Source organism: Pseudarthrobacter enclensis, assembly GCF_030811655.1.
Classification (GTDB): domain Bacteria; phylum Actinomycetota; class Actinomycetes; order Actinomycetales; family Micrococcaceae; genus Arthrobacter; species Arthrobacter enclensis_A.
Genome location: NZ_JAUSRE010000002.1, coordinates 1 through 22,536 on the forward strand (window position 1 = coordinate 1; position 22,536 = coordinate 22,536).

16 protein-coding genes are annotated in these 22,536 nt (G+C 68.0%); 3 read left to right on the forward strand and 13 right to left on the reverse strand.

Annotated features, from left to right (window positions below):
• Positions 1 to 129: 129 nt before the first annotated feature.
• A complete protein-coding gene (locus J2X98_RS01715) occupies positions 130 to 471 on the reverse strand; it encodes a YegP family protein (RefSeq protein ID WP_141945227.1) in 342 nt (113 codons plus the stop codon).
• A gap of 344 nt (positions 472 to 815) precedes the next feature.
• Entirely contained in the window at positions 816 to 1,310 is a 495-nt protein-coding gene (locus J2X98_RS01720; protein ID WP_307303725.1) for a hypothetical protein, read from the reverse strand.
• Between the two features lie 233 nt (positions 1,311 to 1,543).
• Here J2X98_RS01720 and metH point away from each other — a divergent pair, with 233 nt between their 5' ends.
• Positions 1,544 to 5,185: a methionine synthase gene (gene metH, locus J2X98_RS01725; protein WP_307303727.1), complete on the forward strand. Its 3,642-nt coding sequence runs from the start codon at positions 1,544 to 1,546 to the stop codon at positions 5,183 to 5,185.
• On the opposite strand, the gene J2X98_RS01730 is transcribed toward metH, so the two are convergent.
• The 10 genes from J2X98_RS01730 to J2X98_RS01775 all read right to left on the reverse strand — a co-directional run bounded on the left by J2X98_RS01730 (position 5,175) and on the right by J2X98_RS01775 (position 18,804).
• Positions 5,175 to 8,048 carry an ATP-binding cassette domain-containing protein gene (locus J2X98_RS01730; protein WP_307303728.1) on the reverse strand — a complete coding sequence of 958 codons (2,874 nt, stop codon included), beginning with the start codon at positions 8,046 to 8,048 and terminating at the stop codon, positions 5,175 to 5,177. The genes metH and J2X98_RS01730 overlap by 11 nt on opposite strands.
• Complete coding sequence (locus J2X98_RS01735) at positions 8,045 to 8,602, reverse strand: hypothetical protein (protein WP_141945235.1); 558 nt, start codon at positions 8,600 to 8,602, stop codon at positions 8,045 to 8,047. The genes J2X98_RS01730 and J2X98_RS01735 overlap by 4 nt, the downstream gene beginning before the upstream one ends.
• Before the next feature lie 152 nt (positions 8,603 to 8,754).
• Entirely contained in the window at positions 8,755 to 10,338 is a 1,584-nt protein-coding gene (locus J2X98_RS01740) for an APC family permease (protein WP_307304184.1), read from the reverse strand.
• A gap of 140 nt (positions 10,339 to 10,478) precedes the next feature.
• Complete coding sequence (locus tag J2X98_RS01745) at positions 10,479 to 12,119, reverse strand: GMC family oxidoreductase (protein WP_307303730.1); 1,641 nt, start codon at positions 12,117 to 12,119, stop codon at positions 10,479 to 10,481.
• Positions 12,120 to 13,658, reverse strand: a complete 1,539-nt coding sequence (locus J2X98_RS01750; protein WP_307303732.1) for an aldehyde dehydrogenase family protein — start codon at positions 13,656 to 13,658, stop codon at positions 12,120 to 12,122. It abuts the gene before it with no gap.
• A gap of 101 nt (positions 13,659 to 13,759) precedes the next feature.
• Entirely contained in the window at positions 13,760 to 14,386 is a 627-nt protein-coding gene (locus J2X98_RS01755) for a TetR/AcrR family transcriptional regulator (protein ID WP_307303734.1), read from the reverse strand.
• A 75-nt stretch (positions 14,387 to 14,461) separates the two neighbouring features.
• Positions 14,462 to 15,745 carry a benzoate/H(+) symporter BenE family transporter gene (locus J2X98_RS01760; RefSeq protein ID WP_307303735.1) on the reverse strand — a complete coding sequence of 428 codons (1,284 nt, stop codon included), beginning with the start codon at positions 15,743 to 15,745 and terminating at the stop codon, positions 14,462 to 14,464.
• 207 nt (positions 15,746 to 15,952) lie between these two features.
• Positions 15,953 to 16,930, reverse strand: a complete 978-nt coding sequence (locus J2X98_RS01765; RefSeq protein WP_307303738.1) for an ABC transporter substrate-binding protein — start codon at positions 16,928 to 16,930, stop codon at positions 15,953 to 15,955.
• Between the two features lie 239 nt (positions 16,931 to 17,169).
• Entirely contained in the window at positions 17,170 to 17,868 is a 699-nt protein-coding gene (locus J2X98_RS01770) for a type 1 glutamine amidotransferase domain-containing protein (protein ID WP_307303740.1), read from the reverse strand.
• Between the two features lie 63 nt (positions 17,869 to 17,931).
• On the reverse strand, positions 17,932 to 18,804 hold the full coding sequence (locus J2X98_RS01775) for an aldo/keto reductase (RefSeq protein WP_141945286.1): 873 nt from the start codon (positions 18,802 to 18,804) through the stop codon (positions 17,932 to 17,934).
• Positions 18,805 to 18,943: 139 nt separating this feature from the next.
• Here J2X98_RS01775 and J2X98_RS01780 point away from each other — a divergent pair, with 139 nt between their 5' ends.
• Both J2X98_RS01780 and J2X98_RS01785 read left to right on the forward strand, forming a co-directional pair.
• Positions 18,944 to 19,936 (forward strand): LLM class flavin-dependent oxidoreductase, encoded by a 993-nt coding sequence (locus J2X98_RS01780; protein WP_307303744.1) that lies wholly within the window; start codon positions 18,944 to 18,946, stop codon positions 19,934 to 19,936.
• A 1-nt stretch (position 19,937) separates the two neighbouring features.
• Complete coding sequence (locus J2X98_RS01785) at positions 19,938 to 21,401, forward strand: MFS transporter (protein ID WP_141945292.1); 1,464 nt, start codon at positions 19,938 to 19,940, stop codon at positions 21,399 to 21,401.
• On the opposite strand, the gene J2X98_RS01790 is transcribed toward J2X98_RS01785, so the two are convergent.
• Positions 21,398 to 22,531, reverse strand: coding sequence for an FAD-dependent oxidoreductase (locus J2X98_RS01790; protein WP_307303745.1), 1,134 nt, complete (start codon positions 22,529 to 22,531; stop codon positions 21,398 to 21,400). The two genes, J2X98_RS01785 and J2X98_RS01790, sit on opposite strands and share 4 nt — an antisense overlap.
• Positions 22,532 to 22,536 lie beyond the last annotated feature (5 nt).

Consider the following 22,536-nt stretch of genomic DNA (forward strand, 5'->3'; position numbering starts at 1 on the left):
CATGACCAAGTGGGTGTTTTGGCTTCCCTCGTCACCCCTGACGCCGGGGTCTGATCAAGGAATACGCCAAGACTCAATCCGCAGGGATGCCAGTAGGCAGACAGGGAAGAGAGACTCCTCACCGGCTGCTCAAGAAAGGTTGTGGATTGCCCCCGCCCACCGCGGGCCGGTGACGGCCCGGCGGACCGCCCTGGCACGCCCGTGGAAGTCGATCTTCGGCATGCGCGGAGAATCCTTGGTTTGGCCATCCGTATCGCTCAAGGCTGTCGACGGTGGGGCATTTGTGGATGTTGTGCAGTGGTCGGTGATCAGGCCCATGCCGGCGTACTCTCGCACAGCGGCGATGCCGGCAACGGCGTCGGTCTTGGTGTCGAAGGGTTTGGAAACTGCCATGATGGTGCCGTCAGGCGCCGTCAATCGGAACCTAAACGTTGATTCCGCGTCGACGAATAGTTCGAACATTCCTGCCATTGTGATCCTTTCGTCTGCGGGATCATGAGGCTGCGTCCTTGCAGCCAGCCACGCAGGAGGCATCATTGCCTCCGTTTCCATGGTTGATCCCGCGTTCAAATCTTCATCAATTCAGCATGCGTTCCTCGAGTTTCCCGTGGGAACGTCTGCCGGCGCAAGGTTTCGCCCGGCATCCAACCGAAGTAATCCCCCGCTCTCAAGTTCAGCCCAAGGCAATATGCAAAGCTGAAGGCGGTATTGCATCATGCCAATGCGAATGCGGGCGTACCTCCTGGTACTTGGGCCAGGCTTGCCGCCCACCGTCGAACTCCACAGTCCCAGGGCGGCAACCACGTCCACGTTCGTCACCTCGGCGGCAGGGGATTTCGCGGTCGTTCCGACGTATGTCCAAAGCGCTCCCGCGCAGTTCGAGCGGACGTACCGAGGGCCGCACCGATAACCTCCCACGAGTCTCCGTTCGCCCGTGCGGTTCTGATGGCAGCGTGTAGCTCGGCCTCGGCCTTGGCGGCAGCGTTACGGGCAGCGGTGATCCGGCGGAAGTCCGGAGCATCCCTCTCAGCGTGAGGTGCCGGATTCAGGCGAAGGAGCGTACCGTCCACCCGCAGCGGCGCGGCCAGGTGCTCGACGTGCAGGACGTAACCTTCGCCGGGCCCGCGCTGTATATAGACGGTGAGGACGGTGTTTCCCTCACCATCGTCAAAGTCCACTTTTCCGTAGCTCCCACTCGGACCAACAGGCCATGGGCGCGGCCTCAAGCGCGCTGAAGCTTCGTACTGCGCCAGCTCGAAGACGTGCTCCCCGTCCCGGATATCGGGGTTTTGTGATTTGTGAGGGCTCATACTGACCGTTCTCCTTCGAAATTTCCTGCCACTGCGTCGCAATACGTGGGGCCGCAGCAAGGGCTATCCAGCATCAGTACAAGCCACTTTGGTGCGAAGCGCACGAGTACCCGGTACTTGATCCTCCCTGCAGTGGGTACAGGGCGATCCGACGCAGAAGCCCCAGCCACACCACCCCCGTAGCATCCAGACACACAGCGCAACGCAGGCGCCCCCGCCCGTAACCTGTTTAAATGCCTCGTTTCGCACTGGACATCGAGTCCGTCCCCCGTCCCGCCCGTTCGCAGGAACTCCTGGACGCCGTGAACCACCGGGTGGTCATCGCCGACGGCGCCATGGGCACCATGCTCCAGGGCCGTGACCTGCAGCTCGACACGGACTTCCAGAACCTCGAGGGCTGCAACGAGATCCTCAACGACACCCGGCCGGATGTCATCGCCGACATCCACGACGCCTACTTCGCCACCGGCATCGACGCCGTGGAAACCAACACCTTCGGCGCCAACTGGTCCAACCTCTCCGACTACGGCATCGATGACCGCATCGAAGAGCTCGCGCTCAAGGGCGCAAAGATCGCCCGCGAACGTGCCGAGGCGGCAGAAGAAACAGACGGGCGCATGCGCTGGGTCCTCGGCTCCATGGGCCCGGGCACCAAGCTCCCCAGCCTCGGCCACACCAGCTACGGCTGGCTCAAGCAGACCTTCGCCCTCCAGGCTGAGGGGCTGATCGACGGCGGGGCGGATGCGTTCCTCATCGAAACCAGCCAGGACCTCCTGCAGACCAAGGCCGCCGTCAACGGCTGCAAGCAGGCCATCGTCTCCAAGGGCATCCGCCTCCCCATCTTCGTCGAGGTCACGGTGGAGACCACCGGCACCATGCTCATGGGCTCGGAAATCGGCGCCGCACTCACCGCCCTGGAACCGCTCGGCGTCGACGCCATCGGCCTCAACTGCGCCACCGGCCCGGACGAGATGAGCGAACACCTCCGCCACCTCTCCAAGCAGTCCTCCGTCGCCATCGCCTGCATGCCCAACGCCGGCCTGCCCGTCCTCGGCGCCAACGGCGCGCACTACCCGCTCACCCCCGCCGAACTCGCCACCGCGCACGAGCAATTCGTCCGCGAATTCGGCCTGGGCCTGGTGGGCGGCTGCTGCGGTACGACGCCGGAACACATGGCCGCCGTCGTCGAACGTCTTGCGCCCTTCCGTGCCAAAGCCGTGGCCACCAACAGCGGAAAGCCGGCAAGAATCCCCGAAGAGCGCGAGGCCGGCGTCGCCTCCCTCTACCAGCACGTGAACTTCGACCAGGAGTCCGCCTACCTGGCTATCGGTGAGCGCACCAACGCCAACGGCTCCAAAGCCTTCCGCCTGGCCATGCTCGAAGAGCGCTGGGACGACTGCGTGGACATCGCCCGCGAACAGATCCGCGTCGGCGCCCACCTGCTGGACGTCTGCATCGACTACGTGGGCCGCGACGGCGTCGCCGACATCAAGGAGGTGGTGAGCCGCTTCGCCTCCGCCTCCACCCTCCCGCTGGTCATCGACTCCACCGAACCGCCCGTGCTGCGGGCCGGCCTGGAACTCATCGGCGGCCGCCCCGTGGTCAACTCCGTCAACTATGAGGACGGGGACGGCCCGGACAGCCGCTTCGCCCGCATCATGCCGCTGGTCAAGGAACACGGCACGGCCGTCATCGCCCTGACCATCGACGAACAGGGCCAGGCCCGCACCACCGACGGCAAGGTGGCCATCGCCTCCCGCCTCGTCGACGCCCTGGTGGGCGAATGGGGCATGCGGGTCGAGGACATCATCGTGGACTGCCTCACCTTCCCCGTCGCCACCGGCCAGGAGGAAACCCGCCGCGACGGCATCGAAACCATCGAGGCCATCCGCCAGATCACTGCCAAGTACCCGGGCATCAACACCACCCTCGGCGTCTCCAACGTCTCCTTCGGCCTCAACCCGGCCGCCCGCATCGTGCTGAACTCCGTATTCCTGCACGAAGCCGTCCAGGCCGGCCTGACCAGCGGCATCATCGACGCCGCCAAGATCGTCCCGCTCGCGTCCCTCCCGGAGGAGCAGCGCAAGGTGGCCCTGGACCTGGTCTGGGACCGCCGCGAATACGACGCCGACGGCAACACCACCTATGACCCCCTGGCCAGCATGCTGGACATGTTCGCCGGCGTCGACACCGCGGCGCTCAAGGACCAGCGCGCCGCCGAACTCGCTGCGCTGCCCACGGGCGCGCGCCTGGAACGCCGCATCATCGACGGCGAAGGCAAGGGCCTGGAAGAGGACCTGGACCTGGCCCGCAGCGAAGGCATGACCCCGCTCGGCATCATCAACGACCACCTGCTCGAAGGCATGAAGGTGGTGGGCGAACGCTTCGGCGCCGGTGAAATGCAGCTGCCCTTCGTGCTGCAGTCCGCCGAGGTCATGAAGAACGCCGTGGCCCTGCTGGAGCCGCACATGGAAAAGTCGGACTCCTCCGGCAAGGGCACCATGGTGATCGCCACCGTGCGCGGCGACGTCCACGATATCGGTAAGAACCTGGTGGACATCATCCTCACCAACAACGGCTACAAAGTGGTCAACATCGGCATCAAGCAGGGCATCGCCGAGATCATCGCCGCGGCGGAGGAGCACAACGCCGACGTGATCGGCATGTCCGGGCTGCTGGTGAAGTCCACCGTGGTGATGAAGGAAAACCTCGCCGAGCTGCAGTCCCGCGGCCTGGCCAAGAAGTGGCCGGTCATCCTGGGCGGCGCAGCCCTCACCCGCGCCTATGTGGAACAGGACCTGGCCGAGCAGTTCGACGGCGTGGTCCGCTACGCCAAGGACGCCTTCGAGGGCCTGTCCCTCATGGAGCCGCTGGTGCGCGTTGCCCGCGGCGAATCGCCGGACGACGTCGGCCTGCCGCCGCTGAAGAAGCGCATCCACAAGGGCGGGGCGAAGTTCACGGTGACCGAGCCCGAAGCCATGCCCGGCCGCTCCGACGTCGCCACCGACAACCCCGTCCCCGTGCCGCCGTTCTGGGGCACCCGCATCGTCCGCGGCGTCTCGCTCCACGACTACTCCGCCTTCCTCGACGAACGCGCCACCTTCATGGGGCAATGGGGCCTCAAGCCCGGCCGCGGAGAAGACGGGGCCTCCTACGAGGAACTCGTGGAACGCGAAGGCCGCCCGCGCCTGCGCTACTGGCTGGACCGCATCCTGGGCGAAGGGATGCTGGACGCCTCCGTGGCCTACGGCTACTTCCCCGTGGTCTCCGAAGGCGAACAGGTGGTGGTGCTCCACCACGGCGAGGACCACGACGGCGTCCTGGGCCAGGCGGGCCTGCTCGCCCCCGACGGTGGTTCAGGCGGCCCCATCGGCACCGACCGCCTCCGGTTCGATTTCCCGCGCCAGCGCCGCGACCGGCACCTGTGCCTGGCCGACTTCGTAAAGTCCCGCGAGTCAGGGCAGATTGACGTGCTCCCCGTGCAGCTGGTCACCGCCGGTTCCAAGATCGAAGAGTTCACGTCCAAGATGTTCGCGGCCAACCAGTACCGCGACTACTACGAGCTCAACGGCCTGGTCATGCAGCTCACCGAGGCGCTCGCCGAGTTCTGGCACTCCCGGATCCGCAAGGAGCTCGGCTTCGCGGCCGAGGAGCCCAAGGACAAGGCCGGCCTGTTCAAGCTGGACTACCGCGGTGCCCGCTTCTCGCTCGGCTACCCGGCCTGCCCGGACATGGAGGACCGCCGCAAGGTCACCGAACTGCTCAAGCCCGAGCGCATGGGCGTGGTCCTGAGCGATGAGCTCATGCTGCACCCCGAGCAGTCCACCGACGCGTTCGTGTTCCACCACCCGGAGGCCAAGTACTTCAAGGTGTGAGCTGGCGCCGCTTCCTGGCCGATGCGGAGGGGGCATGGGCCCAAACGGAGTGTCCGGCCTGGCCGCCGGGTCCCGGAACGCTGCCGGACACCGGCTTCACCCGCCGCAGCGAGGCCAGGACGGCGCGCCCCACCACGGCGATGCCGATCACCGTGGTGACCGCCCGCAGGGTGTCCCAGCCCGCCGTCGACGTCAGCAGTGAATACAGCAGGAAGCTGCTGAGGTTGGTGCCCAGCGGCGCGCCCGGAACGTATGAGATGCCCGTGCCGGCGCCCACCGCGAAGGGCCAGAACCACAAGTTCAGCAGCAGCCCGAACAGGTACGACGAGACGACGCAGTAGCCCGCCAGCATCCACAGCTCCGCCCTGCCGCGCACCCGGCGGGGGAGCAGTCCGGCCCCCGCGCCCACCCACCCGCAGGCGAAGATCTGGAACGGCGTCCACGGGCCGATGCCGCCCCACAGCGTGCTGGAGAGGGCGATGGTGGCGGCGCCCAGGAGCAGGCCGAACCGGGGGCCGAATGCGCGGCCGGCCAGGATCAGCAGGATGAAGACGGCCTCCACGCCGCCGACGCCGGTGCTCGCCACCCGGACGGCGGAACCGACGGCAGCAAGCACGCCGAGCAACGCCACGGTGTGCGCGGAGCGGACGGAGCCGTCAAGGGATACCACGACGGCGACCGCGGCCACGGGCGCGATGGCCAGCGCCGCGTACGGGAGGGCAGCGGTGGCGTCCTGGGGGAGGGCCGCGGCGAGCAGCGGCCAGCAGAACGCGGCCAGGGCGATCAGGTTGGCCGCTGCCAGCACCGTGAGCTCCGCGGCCCGGTGCATCCGGGGCCGGCGCTGCTTTTGCCCATCCCCAGTCCCGGACGGTTCCCTGACAACAGGTGAGGGAGGGGCGGGAAGCGCAGGCCGGGGACGCGGGACGAACGGCTCGGGGAGGGGAGGCGCCTCCGTTGCAGGCGCCACGCCATCCCGCATGGGGAGGATCCGGGCGCCCAGGCCATGGACGAAATCAAGGTCGTGCGTGGCGATCAGGACGGCCGCGCCATCCTCCGCCGCCGCGCACAGGGCTGACGAGACAGCCGCCCGGGCCGAAGGATCCAGCCCCCGCGTGGGCTCATCGATCAGGAGAACGTCAGGGGCGTCCATGGTCTGCAGGGCGATGGCAAGGATCCTGCGCTCCCCGGCGGACAGGTCCCGGGGATGCTCGTGGCCGATGGGCATCCGGGCGGCCCCGCGCAGCCGGGTCAGGCGTGCCGCTGCGGAACCGGACTCGAACCGCGCACCGTTCCTGCGGCGCTGCAGCCGCCGTTCCGCCGCCTGCAGTTCTCCTGCCACCGTGTCCCGGGTGAAGAGGTCGTCCGAGGCATCCGGCACCAGGGTGACCCGGCCGCCGTCGACCGTGCCGCCGTCGGTGCCTGCACTGCGCCCGCGCTCTGTGCCCAGGGCGAGGGCCACCAGGAGGGACGACTTCCCGGCTCCGTTCGGCCCCACCAGGGCAACGATCTCCCCGCGGTGCAGGGCCAGGGAGGCGTCACGCACCAGCGGTTTGCCGTCGCGGTGCACGGAAAGGTTCGTTGCGGTCAGGACGGCCGGATGGTCGGGGACGGCATTGGCCGCCGCTCCCACAGCCTCGTGGGCGGGAGCGGACGGCGCAGCACCCGGCACCAGGGATGCGCCATCGATGGTCCACCAGGAATCAGCCACGGGTACCAGCGTGTGCGCCCGGTGTTCGGCCACGACCACGCAGACGCCCTCCGCATGGGCCAGGGCATCCAGGACGCTGATGACGCGGGTGCGTGCGGTTGCGTCGAGGTCGGCCAGGGGCTCATCCACCAGGAGCAGCTGCGGATGGTCCACGACGGCGGCCGCGATGGCCACGAGCGTGGCCTCACCCGCCGAGAGGGTAGTCACGGCCCGGTCCAGCAGTGCCGTGACCCCGATACGTTCCGCGACGTCCAGCACCCGGTCCTTGGCGCCGGCGGGCGCCATGCCGCGCAGCTCGAGTGCCAGGGCGATCTCGTCCCGGACCCGGCTGGTGGCGAAACCGGCCCGCGGGTTCTGCAGGACGACGCCGACCAGCCGGGCGGTCTCCCGCGGCGGGGCGGCGGCACGGTCCAGCCCACCGACCTGCACGGTGCCGGAGATGTCCCCGCCGTCAACGTGCGACAGAAGCCCGGCGAGGCCGCGCAGGACGGTGGACTTGCCGGAGCCTGTGGGGCCGGTGACCACCGCGACCGAGCCACGGGGCGGCGCAAAGCTGTCAACCCTGATGCACGTGTCCGCCACGCGGAACTCTGCGCCGCGGACCACAAGTGGGGTGCCGCCGTCGGGCCCCTTTCCGTCGCCGCCCCGGCCGCCGAAGCCGCGCAGCTCCAGGGCAGCAGCCACCCGGGCGGCATGTTCGAGGGTGCGCTCCAGGATCGGGACCAGGGCGCGGGGTCCGAACCGCTCGCCCCGGAGCCGGAACGCCAGGCGCACGGAGGCCGCGGCGTCGGACAGTGCGGGGAGCGCCGCCCACGCCACCACGAGCATGCGGGCGATGCCCTGCAGGGGGCCGCCTCGGGCCAGCTTCACGAAGCCGCGGGACACGTCCACCCAGGCGTTGAGCAGGCCGAACGCGAGGATCATTCCGGCGATCGGGAGGGCGGACAGCACCGCTTCCCAGAGCCCGGGAGCTGATACCGGGCCGAGGAACACCACGTGGGCGTACGGGGCGGGAAGCCGCAGCGGCGGCAGGTTGAGCAGGACCGGGGTGCCGGTGCCCGCTCCATTGAAGAGGGCGCGGTAGAGGACCCGCGCCGCAACGAACACGGCGGCGAGGGCCGCCGCTGCGCGTAACGGCGCGGGCCGGAAAATCATGCCGCGGGTGAGGCCGGCTGGTCGTCCACGGTGAAGAGCAGCTCGAAGCTTTCTCCCGGCTTCAGCTGCAGGGTGGCCAGGCCCTCCTGCGCGAAGGCCCAGTCACCGGAGACCGGCTTGACCCAAAGGCCCCAGTAGGCAAAAGCCGCAGGCATCTTGCTGCAGTCCTCGCGGTAGGTGCCGTCCTTGTGCTTGATGTCGAAATCGGCGGCGGGCACGCCGTTCACCCGGCACACCACTTCGTTGGGGTACTGCGTGGTGCCCTCGGTCTTCACCTTTGCCTCTTCCAGCACCTTGGTGGCTGCGGTAGGTCCGTTCACCGGCACGCATACGGACGTGTCGGCCGCGGCCTGCTTCAGGGCGCCGGAATCGACCACGACCTGCACGCCGTTGCTGCAGGACCCGGAGGCGCTGGCTGAAGCGGATGCTGAGGAGGCGGGAGCGGAGGAGCTGGGCTGGTTGGCGGCCGGCGTGGAGCAGGCGGCGAGGGTAAGCAGGAGGCCTGCGGCGGCGAGGGAACTCGCGGCGGCGGTGCGGGTTTTAGTCAAAGTCACGTGTCAAGGGTAGGGCGTTGTGCGCGAGGATCCAGAGGCGGTCTCCTTGTATGACGTTCCCGCTCCACATCCGCCGGGCTGGTGGCACCAAAAAGGGCCGACGGCGGCACTTTTTGGTAAGTGCCGCCGTCGGCCCCGTTGGCCTTGCTTTCCTAGCTTTCGGTTGCCATGGCGGCGTTGACCGGCACCGCCTCGTGGGCCGATCCGAGCCGTTCCCCCTGGCCGGCGTGGGACGACGGGTGGGCTGCCACTGCTGCCGCGTGCTCGGCCAGCACTCCGGTGTGGTGCCGGATCTTGAGCCGGTAGAGCAGCGTCCCGCCAATGATCACTGCGGCCACGAACATCACGCCGCCCCACTGCAGGTACCACTCAAAGGGCGGCACCGAGTTGTAGATCTCGGGGCGGGGCCAAACGAGGTTGATGGTCATGGCGGCGCCCCAAAGGACCGCGAGGATGTTCACCGGAAGTCCCCACTTGCCCATGCGGAATCCGGGCTCGGAACCGTCCCCGACGAGGGGCCACTTCCTGGCCAGCCGTTTGCGGAGCAGGGGAACCGTGACCAGGAGGTAGGAGAGGTAGATCAGCACAATGCTGATGCTGGAGAGGATGGTGAAGATGGCCGGCTGGGTGACGTTGACCAGCAGTGGCAGGATGGCCAGGACGCCGATCACGATGGCGGCCACCGTGGGGGTGCGGCGGACGGGATCCACCTTGCTGAGCTGCCGGCTGAAGGGCAGGTTGTTGTCCCGGGCCATGGCGAACATCATCCGGATCGCGGCGGCGTGGACAGCCAGGGTGCAGACCACCACGGCCACCACGATGCAGGCCAGGAAGGCCTTGCCGAAGGGCCCACCCAGGACGGAGAGCACAATGTGCTGCAGGCCGCCGTCGGGGGAGCCGATCTGCGGGTCCGTGAGGTCCGGTGCCGCCAGGATGCCGAACAGCAGGATTCCCCCGCCCAGCAGGAACGACGCCGTGACGGCGCGGAGGATGGCCTTGGGCGCCGTGCGCTTGGGGTCCTTGGTTTCCTCGCCCAGGGAGCTGGCCGTGTCGAAGCCGTACATGACGTAGCCGGAGGCCATGGCGCCGATCAGGAAGACGCCGAAGAAGCCCAGGTCGTTGCCCTCGCCGAAGCCGTTGGTCTGGAAGAACACCTCCGGCCCGCGGACCACGTGCCAGCCCAGGGCGAGGATCAGCAGCACGGCAGCGATGAGTTCAACGAAGACGCCGATGCTGTTGATCCTGGTCATCAGCTTCACGCCGAACGCGTTGATGAGGGTGGAGATGGTGATCATGATGGTGGCCAGCACCACCCCGTTCATGGCGAAGTCGTAGGGGCCGGTGCCGTCACCGATGAACTGGAAGCCGGACCAGAGCTGCGGCAGGGTGATCTGCAGCGCCAGGGCCACGGAGCCCAGCGCCATGATGGAGGACAGCAGCAGCAGCCAGCCGGCGAGCCAGGACGAGGTCCCGGACGCCAGCCGCTTGGCCCAGTTGTAGACGGAGCCGGCTACCGGGTAGCGGCCGGCCAGTTCGGCGAAGCACAGGGCCACCATCAGCTGGCCGACGAACACGATGGGCCAGGACCAGGCATACGCCGGACCGGCCATGGAAAAGCCAAAGTAAAACAGTTGGAAAACACCGGTGAGGATGGATATGTAGCTGACACCTGCGGCGAAGCTGGCAAACTTGCCGATGCTTCGGTCCAAGGTCTGGGTGTAGCCGAATTCGTCCATGCCGCTGGAATCAATACTCTTGCTGGGTTCCAAATTGGACTCCTGGATCAGAAAGCACGATGGGACAGGCCGCCCTGGGGTGCGGCGGATTAACGCTTGGGGCCGTGGCTGTCGGGAATGCGGGCCCTAAGGCCTGCCGCTCAGGCGAGGGCTGACGTCAGCTCCAACTCGTTCGTTCCATCGACGCCGGTGCGTCCGGCTCGGATCAGGTCGGCACAGCGCTCGCCGATCATCATGACGGTGATGTTGGGGTTCACGGTGACGTGTTCGGGCATGACGGACGCATCCGCCACCCGGAGCCCGGTGACGCCCTTGACCCGCAGCTCGGGGTCCAGCGGCGACATGTTGTCGTCGGCCGGGCCCAGGCGGACGGTCCCGACGGGGTGGTACACGGTGTTGTGGGTCTTGCGGATGTAGTCCTGCAGTTCCTCATCCGTCTGCGCCTCGATGCCGGGCGAGAGTTCGCGGCCGGTCCATTCCGCCATGGCGGGCTGGGCGGCGATCTCGCGGGCCTTGCGGATGCCGGCCACCATGACGCGCATGTCGTGGCCCTCCGGATCGGTGAAGTAGCGCGGGTCCACCATGGGCTTGTCGCGGAAGTCGCGGCTGCGCAGCCGGACGGTGCCGCGGGAGCGGGCGTGGGTGACGTTCGGGGTCAGGCTGAAGCCGTTCTCGGTGGTGGGGTAGCCGTGCCGCAGCGTGTTCATGTCGAACGGGACGGACCCGTAGTGCATCATCAGGTCGGGGCGGTCCAGGCCGTCCTCGGTGGGGGTGAAGATGCCGATTTCCCACCACTGCGTGGAGGTCTGCACCATGGGCTGCTTCGCCTCGAACTGCACCACGCCTTCGGGGTGGTCCTGCAGATGCTCGCCCACGCCGGGGGAGTCCACCAGCACCTCGATGCCGTGCGCGGCGAGGTGTTCAGCCGGGCCGATGCCGGAGAGCATGAGCAGCTTGGGGGAGTCGATGGCGCCGGTGGACACGATGACTTCCCGGTGGGCGGTGAGCCGGTGGGTGCGGCCGAAGGCTCCGTCCACCACGTCCACGCCGGTGCAGCGCTTGTCCGCGTCGAACACCAGCTGGCGGGCACGCAGCCCGGTCAGCAGGGTGAAGTTGGGGCGGTCCACGATGGGGTGGATGTAGGAGACCGAGCTGGAGGCGCGGGTGCCGTCCGCCTGCCGGTTGATCTGGAAGAAGTTGGCGCCGTTGACCACGGTGGTGCCGGTGTTGAACCTGGCGCGTGGGATGCCTGCCTGCTCGCAGGCATCGAGGAGGGCGACGCCGGCAGGGTCCGCCGGGGGCACGTTCATCAGGTGCACGGGGCCTGAGTCCCCGTGGTGGGGTGCGTCAGGTCCGGCGTCCTCGTTGGTTTCCAGGCGCTTGTACAGCGGCCACGCGGCGTCCGCGTTCCAGCCGGTGGCGCCGTACTTGGACTCCCACTCGTCCAGGTCCTCGCGCGGAGCCCAGAAGGCGATGCAGGAATTGTGGCTGGAGCAGCCGCCCATCACCTTGGCGCGGGCGTGCCGCATGAAGGAGTTGCCGTTCTCCTGCGGCTCGATGGGGTAGTCCCAGTCGTAGCCGGATTCCAGCAGTTCCATCCAGCGGTCCAGCTGCAGGATTTCAGGGATGTTGCGGTCGTCCGGGCCCGCTTCGACGAGGGCGACGGTGACCTCCGGGTCCTCGCTGAGCCGTGCGGCCACGGCGGCGCCGGCGGACCCGCCGCCGATCACGACGTAGTCGAATCCGCGGTCGCTCACGTCCTCAATGTTGTCGTAGTGCATCTAGTTCTCCTTGCTGTGGTCAGCGAACCAGCCGGTGACCTGCGGCCTGGTGTTCTGGTAGATGTGCTTGGCTTCCTGGTATTCGGCCAGGCCGGTGGGGCCCAGCTCGCGGCCGACGCCGGACTGGCCAAAGCCGCCCCACTCGGCCTGCGGGAGGTAGGGGTGGTAGTCGTTGATCCAGATGGTGCCGTGCCGAAGCCTGCCCGCCACCCGCTGGGCCTTCCCGGCGTCCTGCGTCCAGACGGCCCCGGCCAGCCCGTAGATGGTGTCGTTGGCGATCGCCACGGCCTCGTCCTCGGTGCGGAAAGTTTCCACCGTGACCACCGGGCCGAACGCCTCGTCGGTGACCACGGACATGCCGCGCTGCACCTGGTCCAGGATGGTGGGCAGGTAGTAGAACCCGGCGTCGTACTTCTCCCCGGAAGGCGCCGAGCCGCCGGTCCTCAGCCGGGCGCCTTCGGCGATGCCGCGCTGGACGTACTCGTGGACACTGTCGCGGTGTCCTGCCGAGATCAGCGGGCCGGTCTCGGCGTCGTCGTCGAAGGGGCCGCCCAGGCGGATGCCTTCAGCGCGGCGCACCAGTTCATCCACGAAGCGTTCGGCGATGGATTCCTCGACCACCAGTCGGGCGCCCGCGGAGCAGACCTGGCCGGAGTGGACGAAGGCACCGTTGAGCGCGTTGTCCACTGCGGCATCGAAGTCGGCGTCCGCGAAGATGACGTTCGGATTCTTGCCGCCCAGTTCAAGCGCAATTTTCTTGACGGTGGCGGCAGCGGTGGCCGCGATGCGCTTGCCGGTTTCCAGCCCGCCGGTGAACGAGATGAGGTCGACGTCGGGGTGTTCGGACAGCGGTGCCCCAACCTTGGTGCCGGGCCCGGTGAGAAGGTTCGCGACGCCGTCGGGCAGGCCCAGGTCCTGCATGAGCTGCATGCACAGGATGCTGGTGGACGGGGTTAATTCGGCCGGCTTGAGGACGAAGGTGCAGCCGGCTGCCAGGGCGGGTGCGATCTTCCAGGCGGCCTGGAGGAGGGGGTAGTTCCACGGTGTGATGAGGCCGCAGACGCCGACCGGTTCATAGACAATCCGGCTGACGACGTCCGGATTCCCGGCGTCCACCACACGGCCCGGCTGTTGGCCCGCGAGCCTGCCGAAGTACTCGAAGCAGGCGGCGATGTCATCGATGTCGATGCGGCTTTCCACGATGCGCTTACCAGTGTCCAGCGATTCGGCGCGGGCAAACTTTTCCCGGTGCTCCCGCAGGCCGGCGGCGACCTTGAGCAGGAACGTGCCGCGCTCGGGGGCCGGGACGGAAGACCAGACTCCGGAGTCGAAGGCTGCCCGGGCCGCGGCAATGGCGCGTTCGGCGTCCTCACGGCCGCCTTCGGACACCATGGCGACTACTTCGCCGTCGGCGGGATTGCGGATCTCCCGGGCGGCGCCGGAGGCTGCCGGTTCCCAGCGGCCGTTGATGAACAGGGTGCGGGGCGTCTCGGGGAGGGCGCGTGCGGCGGCGTCCCCGTCGGGTGTGGCGTAAGTCATACCGAGCACAGTAATGGAGATTGAACAACTGTTCAATACTTTTCTTGAACAGTTGTTCAATGCTACGCAAGGGTGACTGTTGTTGCCTTGCTGCAGGATTGTTAGGGCTGGCCGGGTTCCTGGTCCTGGCCGGCTGTGCCATCCAGCGGCGCGAACGCGATCTGCTCCGTCCGCTCGATGCTTCGCTCGATTGACGCCTTGTCGACGCCGAGCAACGCGGTGAGCCACACGCCGTTCTGGATCACCACAATGTCCGACGCCCGCTCCCTGCACACCTCCCACGGCAGCTCCGGCTTGGCGCTGGACACCAGCGCTGCGACACCGTCGATGTACCGGTCGAACGCGGCGGCGTTGATCTGGGCGTAGTCCTCGTCGGCCTGGGCGAGGGCCCACAGGTGCAGGCGCAGGGACAGGTAGCGGGTGGTCAGCAGGTCAGCGGCCGCCACCCGGCGGAGGGCCCTGCGCAGCTGTTCATCCGGGGCCAGCGACGGGTCCGGGGCAACGAGCCGGAGGTCGTGCTCATCAACCCGGCCCAGGGCGGCCCTGATCAGCGTGGCCTTGTCGTCGTAGTAGTAGTTGACCAGGCCCAGAGCCACGCCGGCCTCGCGCGCCACGGAGCGCATGCTCACCCCTGAAATGCCATGACGGGAGAGCAGGTCCATCGCCGCCTCGAGGATGCGGGATTGCCTGTCGGATTGTTCGCCGGAGTTCACGGCACTGGTCCCCATGCCGCCACACTATTGCCTAACCAGCCCGGAGCGCACTTTGCCGGGCTCCGACGGCCCTGTTGGGGGCCCGGTCCGTCAGGACTGGGCGTGGTCCGCACGTTCAAGCAGGCGGGACACCGCGTACCCAATGACCAGGCCCCAGAAGGCCGCATGGATATTGAAGAGGTTCATGCCGGAAATGGTCACCACGAAAGTCACCAGCGATCCAAGGGTGAAGCTGGTTGCGAAGGCAGTGACGAAGGCTTGCTGGAGGGCCCGCAACATCGCTATGCCGCCCAGTGCCAGCACAAACTCCTTGGGCGCGGCCAGCATCAGCCGGGTCAGCGTGGGGGCAAACAGCGCGAACACCAGGGCCAGCAGGCCGTAAGCCACGGCAGCCGTGTATTGGCGCTGCCGGCTTCCCGACGACGTCAAGAGGGCGTTGGTGGGACCGGTCACGCACGCCGAGACGGCGCCGAAGCCGGCGTTCAGCACAGAAAACGCCCCGGAGGCGATGGCGAAGGCATTCACGGGCGGGCGATGGCCGGCGGCGCGGAGGACGGCGATGCCCTGGCCGTTTTGCACGAACAACACTGTCAGGGCCAGGGGAACAACCAGCTCAAGCTGGGCGGCCCAAGTGAACTCAGGGGCGGTGAAAACCGGGGTGGCCAGGAGTGGGCCGCCTGCCGGGAGGTTGAACTGGCCGCTGGCCGCCACGGCAATGCAGCCTGCCACCAGGGTGCCCAGGACCGGCGGCAGGAACCTGCCCAGCCTGGGGACTGCGGTGAGCACCAGGAATGCGGCCACCATCGGAGCAGCCACGGCCGGGTTGTCCTGGGTGGAGGCAACGATGTCTGTGCCGAACTTCAGGAACACCGCGGCCACCATGGCCATCACGAGTGGCATGGGCACTAACGCCATAGCCCGGCGCACCACCCCGGTGGCGCCCAGGGCGAGGATCAGCACGCCGGAGGTGAAGAAGGCCCCGACGACTTCGGGGAAGGACAGGTGCTGCAGGGACGGTCCCAGGAGAACCGTTCCGGGGATGGACCAGGCGAAGCCCAGGGGCTGCCGGTAAAGGAGCGACATCAGGAGCGTGGCCGCCCCGCCGGAAAAGAGAATGCCAAAAACCCAGGACGACAGCTGGCCCTGGGTCAGGCCGCCCGCCGTCCCTACGGCCAGGGTGACGGCTATGGGTCCGGAGGCCGCGAAAATGAGTCCGATTGCCCCGTTGGAAACATAGGAGAGGCCCAGGTCGCGAAGAATCGTGCGCGGGCCCGCGGGCCTGACCCCCGGGCGTTCCAGCAGGGGTTCCCGCGCGGGCGCGGGCGGGGCCGACCCGACGGATGTGGCTGGCGGGTCGGGGCGGGGGTGGCTCATCGGAACTCCTGGCTGGCGCGGAAAGCCGGAGGCGCTCCGAAGCATAGCTCCGGAGCGCCTCCGTTCGGGGGTGTCTCCCGGTTTGCGTGCTACTTCTTCTGGCCCTGCTTGGCCAGGACGTAGTCATAAACTACTTCCTCGCCGGCTCCATCGGTACGCGGACGGGGGTCCAGCATCAGTTGAGGGGATTCCTTCGTCGGTGGGCCCCTATGTTTTCGGCAGGCCCGCCGGGTTCAGTTCGGACTTCTGGATGGCCTCCGAGGAGAGGCCCCAGCGGTCCAGGATCCGGGCGTAGGTGCCGTCGTCAATCAGGTGGTTCAGCGCAGCCTGCGCCGCGACCGCCAGGCCGTTGCCCTTCTTGGTGGTGAAGGCGATCTGTGCCGTCAGCGGCCAGCCGCCGTTCAGCGTGCCCACTTCCTTCGTCTTTCCGTCCTGCGCCGCCTTGTACGCGGCAGCGGCGTTGGGGCCGAACGTCAGGTCCGCGCGGCCTGACTGGAGGGCCAGGCTTGAGGCGGAGTCGTCGTCGTAATACTGGAACTGAACCGGCGCCAAGCCGTTCTTCCTGTTCTCCTCATCCCAGCGCACCAGGATGGCTTCCTGGTTGGTGCCGGAGCCCACGATGATCCTCTTGCCCGCCACGTCCTTGGCTTCCTTGATCTCCCCGATGCTGGAGTCGCTCTTGGCGTAGAAGCCCAGGAGGTCGTTGCGGTAGGTGGCGAAGTCGAACTTTTCCTTGCGCGCCTCGGTGACGGTCACGTTGGACAGCACCGCCTCGTACTTGGACGATTCAATGCCCAGTGGCCAGTCCGCCCAGGCGACGGGCAGGACCTCCACCTGCAGGCCGAGGGACTCACCCACGGCGTAGGCGATATCCACCTCGCTCCCGATCAGGGTCTTGTTGTCCGTGGCGAACAGGCTGAGCGGCGCCGCTCCGCCCGTGGTCACCACAGTGAGCTTGCCGTCGGCCTTGATGGACTCAGGCACCAGGGCCGCGGCGGCAGGGTCTGTTGAGACTTTGAAGCGGTCCTGTTCGGGGGACAGGTTGAAGGTTTTGCCGACCGAGTTGGTGGCGGACGGCGACGGCGCTGTCGCCGCCGAGGCGCCGGGATCGGAGCAGGCGGCCAGTCCCAGCAGTGCTGAGACGGCAAGGGCTGCGACGGCGGCCGGCTTGGTTGTGATGGGCATGGTTCCTCCTAGGAAGGGCCGAAAGATGCGGCGGGAGTGCGCGTTGCAGCAACTATCCGGCAGCCCCTTCGAAGGAATCAAAGGCCCGCGAAACCCGGAGATACAGGGAGTAACGGCGGTTCACCGGAGGACCGGCGGGGACATATTCCCGGCAGGGCAACAAGGCCGGGAGACGGCAAGAGGGGACCGGTCCGCATTGAACTGGTCCCCTCTTGCCGCGTCAGGGTCGGCGCGGGTGCCTACGACAGCGCCGCCAGGACTTCCTTGGCCACGTCCCCGCTGGACTGCGGGTTCTGGCCGGTGATCAGGTTGCCGTCCCGCACCACGTTGGAGGACCAGGCGGCGCCGTTTTCGATCACGGCGCCCTTCTCCTTGAGGGCGTCCTCCACCAGCCATGGCGTGTTCTCGCCGGTGCCGCCGCCCAGCTCTTCCTCGTTGGTGAAGACCGTGAGGCGCCGGCCCTTGAAGGCGAACGCGCCGTCGTCGTCCGTTGCGCTCAGCAGCCCGGCGGGTCCGTGGCAGAACGGGGCAATGATCTTGCCGGCCTTGTTGGCTGCCACCAGGATGCGGCCCAGATCGGCGTCCTTGTACAGGTCCGCCATGGGGCCATGCCCACCGGGCATCACCACGGCATCGTAGGAGGCGACGTCGACGTCGGCCAGGACCAGCGGGTGGGCGAGCTCGGCGTCGATCTTGGCCAGGTAGTCCTTAAAGCCCTGCGCACGGTCCTCGCCGCCGGCCGACTCTGCGGCAAGGCTCACCTGGTCCACGGTGGGCTTCCTGCCGCCGGGGGTGGCGATGTGGACAGTGTTTCCTGCCCCCGTGAGGGACTGATGCGACACCACCAGTTCCTCAGCCCAGTAGCCCGTGGGGTGTTCGCTGCCGTCCTTCATGGTGAGGGAATCTGCGGCCGATACGACCATCAGGATGTTTGCCATGGTGTTTCTCCTGTCGTTGCTGACGTGAATGTCTTTGCTGACGTGAGTGGCCGAAGCCGCTTGCTACTTGCCGGCTGCTTCCAGCTCAGCGTACGTGTCGTCGTCGAGCGTGATGCCGGCGGCGGCCATGTTTTCTTCCAGGTGCTGCACGGATCCCGTGCCCGGGATGGGCATCATGACGGGGGAGCGGCGCAGCAGCCAGGCCAGTGCCACCTGGGAGGTGGTGGCGCCCAGACGCTTCGCTGCCTCGTCCAGCGGGCCACCCGGCTGCGCGAGCTCACCGGCGGAAATCGGTGCCCACGGGATGAAACCGATGCCGTTCTCCTCCGAGTAGCGCAGCACGTCCTCGGAGCTGCGGTCGGTCAGGTTGTAGCGGTTCTGCACGGTGGACACGGTGAAGTGCTTTCCGGCCGCTTCGAGCTCCGCCACGCTCACCTGTGACAGGCCGAGGGCACGCACCTTGCCCTCGTCCTGGAGCTCGCGCAGCACACCGAACTGCTCCTCGGCGTCCACTTTCGGATCGATCCGGTGCAGCTGCAGCAGGTCCAGGGTGTCCACCTTCAGCTTGCGCAGGCTCAGCTCCGTCTGCTGGCGCAGGTATTCCGGCCGGCCCACCGGGATCCACTTGTTGGGCCCGGTGCGCGTGAAGCCCACCTTGGTGGCGATCTTCAGCCCCTCCTTATACGGGTGGAGGGCCTCGGCGATGATTTCCTCGCTGATGTTGGGGCCGTAGGAGTCGGCGGTGTCGATGAAGTCAACGCCGAGTTCGACGGCGCGGCGCACCACGGCCAGGGCGGCCTGGCGGTCTGCGGGCTCGCCCCAGACGCCGTCACCCACGATGCGCATGGCACCGAAACCGAGCCGGTGCACGGTTCCCAGGTCCTTGAGGTCGATCGTTGCGGACAGTTCCAGCTGCTTCGTTGAATCATGGCTCATAGGGGCGGCAACCTCATCAGTGTGCTGAGTATTCCGGAAATCACGAAATAAGCCGGGCCCTGCCGTGGTTATGCCTCAAGTGCCCGCCGTGATCCGGCCGGCCACTCTTACGAAACGTTCCTGAAAGGCCGCACCTTACGTGACTCTTCCCCTTTCCATCCTTGACCTGGCGACCATCGGCAAAGGCCAGACGGCGGCGGAGAGCTTCGCGGGCAGCGTGGCCATGGCGCAAAGCGCCGAGAAGCTGGGCTACCGGCGCATCTGGTACGCCGAGCACCACAACATGTCCTCCATCGCGTCCTCCGCCACCAGCGTGCTGATCGCGCACGTGGCCGCGCAGACGGACAGCATCCGCCTGGGAGCCGGCGGAATCATGCTGCCCAACCACTCCCCGCTGACCATCGCCGAACAGTTCGGCACCCTGGAAACCCTGCATCCAGGCCGGATCGACCTGGGCCTTGGGCGCGCGCCGGGCAGCGACCAGAACACCATGCGCGCCCTGCGCCGCGACCCCATGTCCGCGGACAGCTTCCCGCAGGACGTGCTGGAGCTGCAGGGCTACCTGACCGGGCCCACCCGGATCCAGGGCGTCGAAGCCACCCCGGGCAAGGGCACCAACGTCCCGCTGTACATCCTGGGCTCGTCCCTGTTCGGCGCCCGCCTGGCCGCGCAGCTGGGCCTGCCCTACGCCTTTGCCTCCCACTTTGCCCCGGCCGCGCTGCAGGATGCGGTGGCCACCTACCGGCGCGAGTTCAAGCCCTCCGCACAGCTCGATGCGCCGCACGTCATTGCCGGCGTCAACGTGATCGCGGCCGACTCCGCATCCGAGGCACAGGAGATGCTGCAGGCCACCAAGCGCGCCCGCGTCTCCCTGTTCTTTGGTGGCGGTACCCGTGAATTCACCGACGATGAGGCGGACATGATCCTCGACTCGCCCCAGGGGCGGCACATGGCCCAGATGATGACCTACTCCGCAGTGGGGACGCCGGACGCCGTCATCGAGTACCTGGACAGCTTCGGCAAGCACGCCGACGCCGACGAACTGATCGTGGCCCACCAGAGCCCCGGCACCAGGGGGCGCCTGCGCTCCGTCGAGCTGCTGGCCGAGGCCGCCGGACTGGTGCGGGTCTGACATGGCAAACGCAAAAGACGGCGTCGGGTTCCGCTCCGAACGCGGGCCCATCCTTATTGCCCTGATGCTCTCCACGGGGCTCGTGGCCATCGACTCCACCATCGTGGCCACGGCGGTCCCCTCCATCGTCCGGGACGTGGGCGGGTTCGCGTCCTTCCCTTGGCTGTTTTCCGCCTACCTGCTTGCGCAGGCGGTGTCCGTGCCCATCTACGGCAAACTCTCCGACATGGCAGGCCGCAAGCCCCTTATCCTGACCGGGATTGGCCTGTTCCTGCTCGGTTCGGTGCTGTGCGGGATGGCGTGGAGCATGCCCTCGCTGATCGCGTTCCGCGCCCTGCAGGGACTGGGTGCCGGCGCCGTGCTGCCTGTCTCGGTCACCATCGCCGGCGACATCTACACCCTGCAGGAGCGGGCCAAGGTCCAGGGCTACCTGGCCAGCGTCTGGGCTGTTTCCTCGGTGGTCGGCCCCAGCCTGGGCGGCATCTTCTCCGCGCTGGGCATCTGGCGCGGCATCTTCCTGGTCAACGTCCCGCTCTGCCTCCTGGCCGGGTGGATGCTGATCCGCACCCTCCACGAGAACGTGGAACGCGCCACCCACAAGGTGGACTACGCCGGAGCCGTGCTGCTGGCCGGATCGCTCGGCCTGCTCATCCTGGGCGCCCTGCAGGGTGGCCAGGCGTGGGCGTGGAACTCCCCCATCAGCATTGGCGTGTTTGTGGTGGGCGCAGTCCTGCTCGGCGCGTTCCTGCTGGTGGAGCGGCGTGCAGCGGAACCCATCCTGCCCGCCTGGGTAGTGTCCCGGCGGCTCCTGGCCACCACCGCGCTGGTCTCCTTCGGCGTCGGAACGGTGATGATCGGCCTGACCTCCTACGTGCCCACCTTCCTGGAGGGCGCCCTCTCATCCTCGCCCCTGGTGGCCGGCCTGGCGCTCGCCGCCCTGACCCTCGGATGGCCGCTCAGCGCCTCGCAGGCAGGAAAGTTCTACCTCCGGATCGGGTTCAAATCCACCGCCCTGATCGGCATCACTATCTCGGTGGCGGGCCTGCTGATCCTGTCCCTGACCGCCTCCTCGCCCAACGTGGCACTGATCGCCGTCAGCTGCTTCGTCGTCGGGCTCGGCCTGGGCCTGCTGGCAACCCCCACCCTGATCGCCGCCCAGTCCAGCGTGCCCTGGCATGAACGCGGCGTGGTGACCAGCACCAACATGTTCGCCCGCTCCATCGGCAGCGCCCTGGGCGTGGCCGTGTTCGGCGCCGTGGCCAACGCCATCTACGGCGGCAGCGACGGGGGCAATGCCGCACCCGCCACGGTGATCAGCGCCTCCGGCGCCGTGTTCCTGGCGGCGCTGGTGGCCGGGCTGCTGACGGTCGCGGCCGTGCTGGCGATGCCCGCGGTCAAGGCCGAGACGGTTGAGCAGTCCGGGGATGAGGCTGTCGCCAGCCCTGCAGAGGAGCGCAGCAGCTAACGGGAGGCCCGGAAGATCTCTGGTGCGGGCCGGGTCCCGGTGGCAAGGTCTGCCAGGATCCGCCCGATCACCGGGGTGAACTTGAAGCCGTGGCCGGAAAAGCCTGCCCCGATCACCACCGGCCCTATGCGGTCCAGGACGAAGTCCTCATCCGGGGTGGTGGTGTAGGTGCAGCTGATGGCCTCGAAGGAATCCGCGTCGACGCCGGGAAGCCACTGCCGCGCATAGTCCTGCAGGGCCGCGAGCTGCCTGGGTTCGGGCAGGAAGTCGCGGTGGTCCGGGTCCACCTCGGGCCCCACGCCGTGCCACCCGGCCTTGACGCCCTCGCCCGGGGTCAGCATCCCGTACACAGGGGAGTACCAGCCCCGGTAATCCGGGCCCGGGTAGTGGTTGAAACCAGGCCACACCGCGCCGGCATCCGCCACACGGAAGTGCGCCGGCTGCTCCTGGGTGACCCTCAGCCTGGGAATCCGGAAGGCTGCTGCGTCGTTGCCCCTGACCTTGGCCAGCAGCTTCTCCGTCCAGCCGCCAGCCGTCACGACGGCCTGGGCTGCGGTGACCACCTCCGTGCCCGCCGCCCCTTCGAGCGTGAGCCGCACGCCGTCGTCGAACACTTTGAAGTCCACCACCTTGGTGTCGTGCCTGATCTCGGCACCCCGGGAAATGGCCAGCCGCTGGAACGCCGGGAGGGCGGCTTCCGGGTTCAGCTGGCCGCCGTCGGGCATGTGCAGGACCTGCCGGTCGAACCGGATGCCGCGCCACCGCTCGGTGGCCTCCGCCGGCTCCAGGAACTCGGCCTCGATGCCCGCAGCCGACAGCGAGTCAAAGACTTTGGGCAGGTCTCCGCCCGGGCCATGGGTGACAATCCCCGTGCGCGCCAGCAGCTGCTCGCCGCTTTCCTGCTCCAGCTCCTCCCACAGGGCCAGGCCCTCGGCCAGCATGTCCACGTAGTCGGGCTGGTGGTAGCCAGGGTTGAGGTTCCGGGTGGCGCCGTGGGACGCGCCAATCTTGTGCGCGGGGCCGAACTGCTCCACCAGCGTCACCTGCCGCCCCCGTCGAGACAGGGCCCAGGCAGCCGCAGAGCCCATGGCCCCGCCGCCGATCACCACGGTGTCCAACACAGTATTCATCAGCC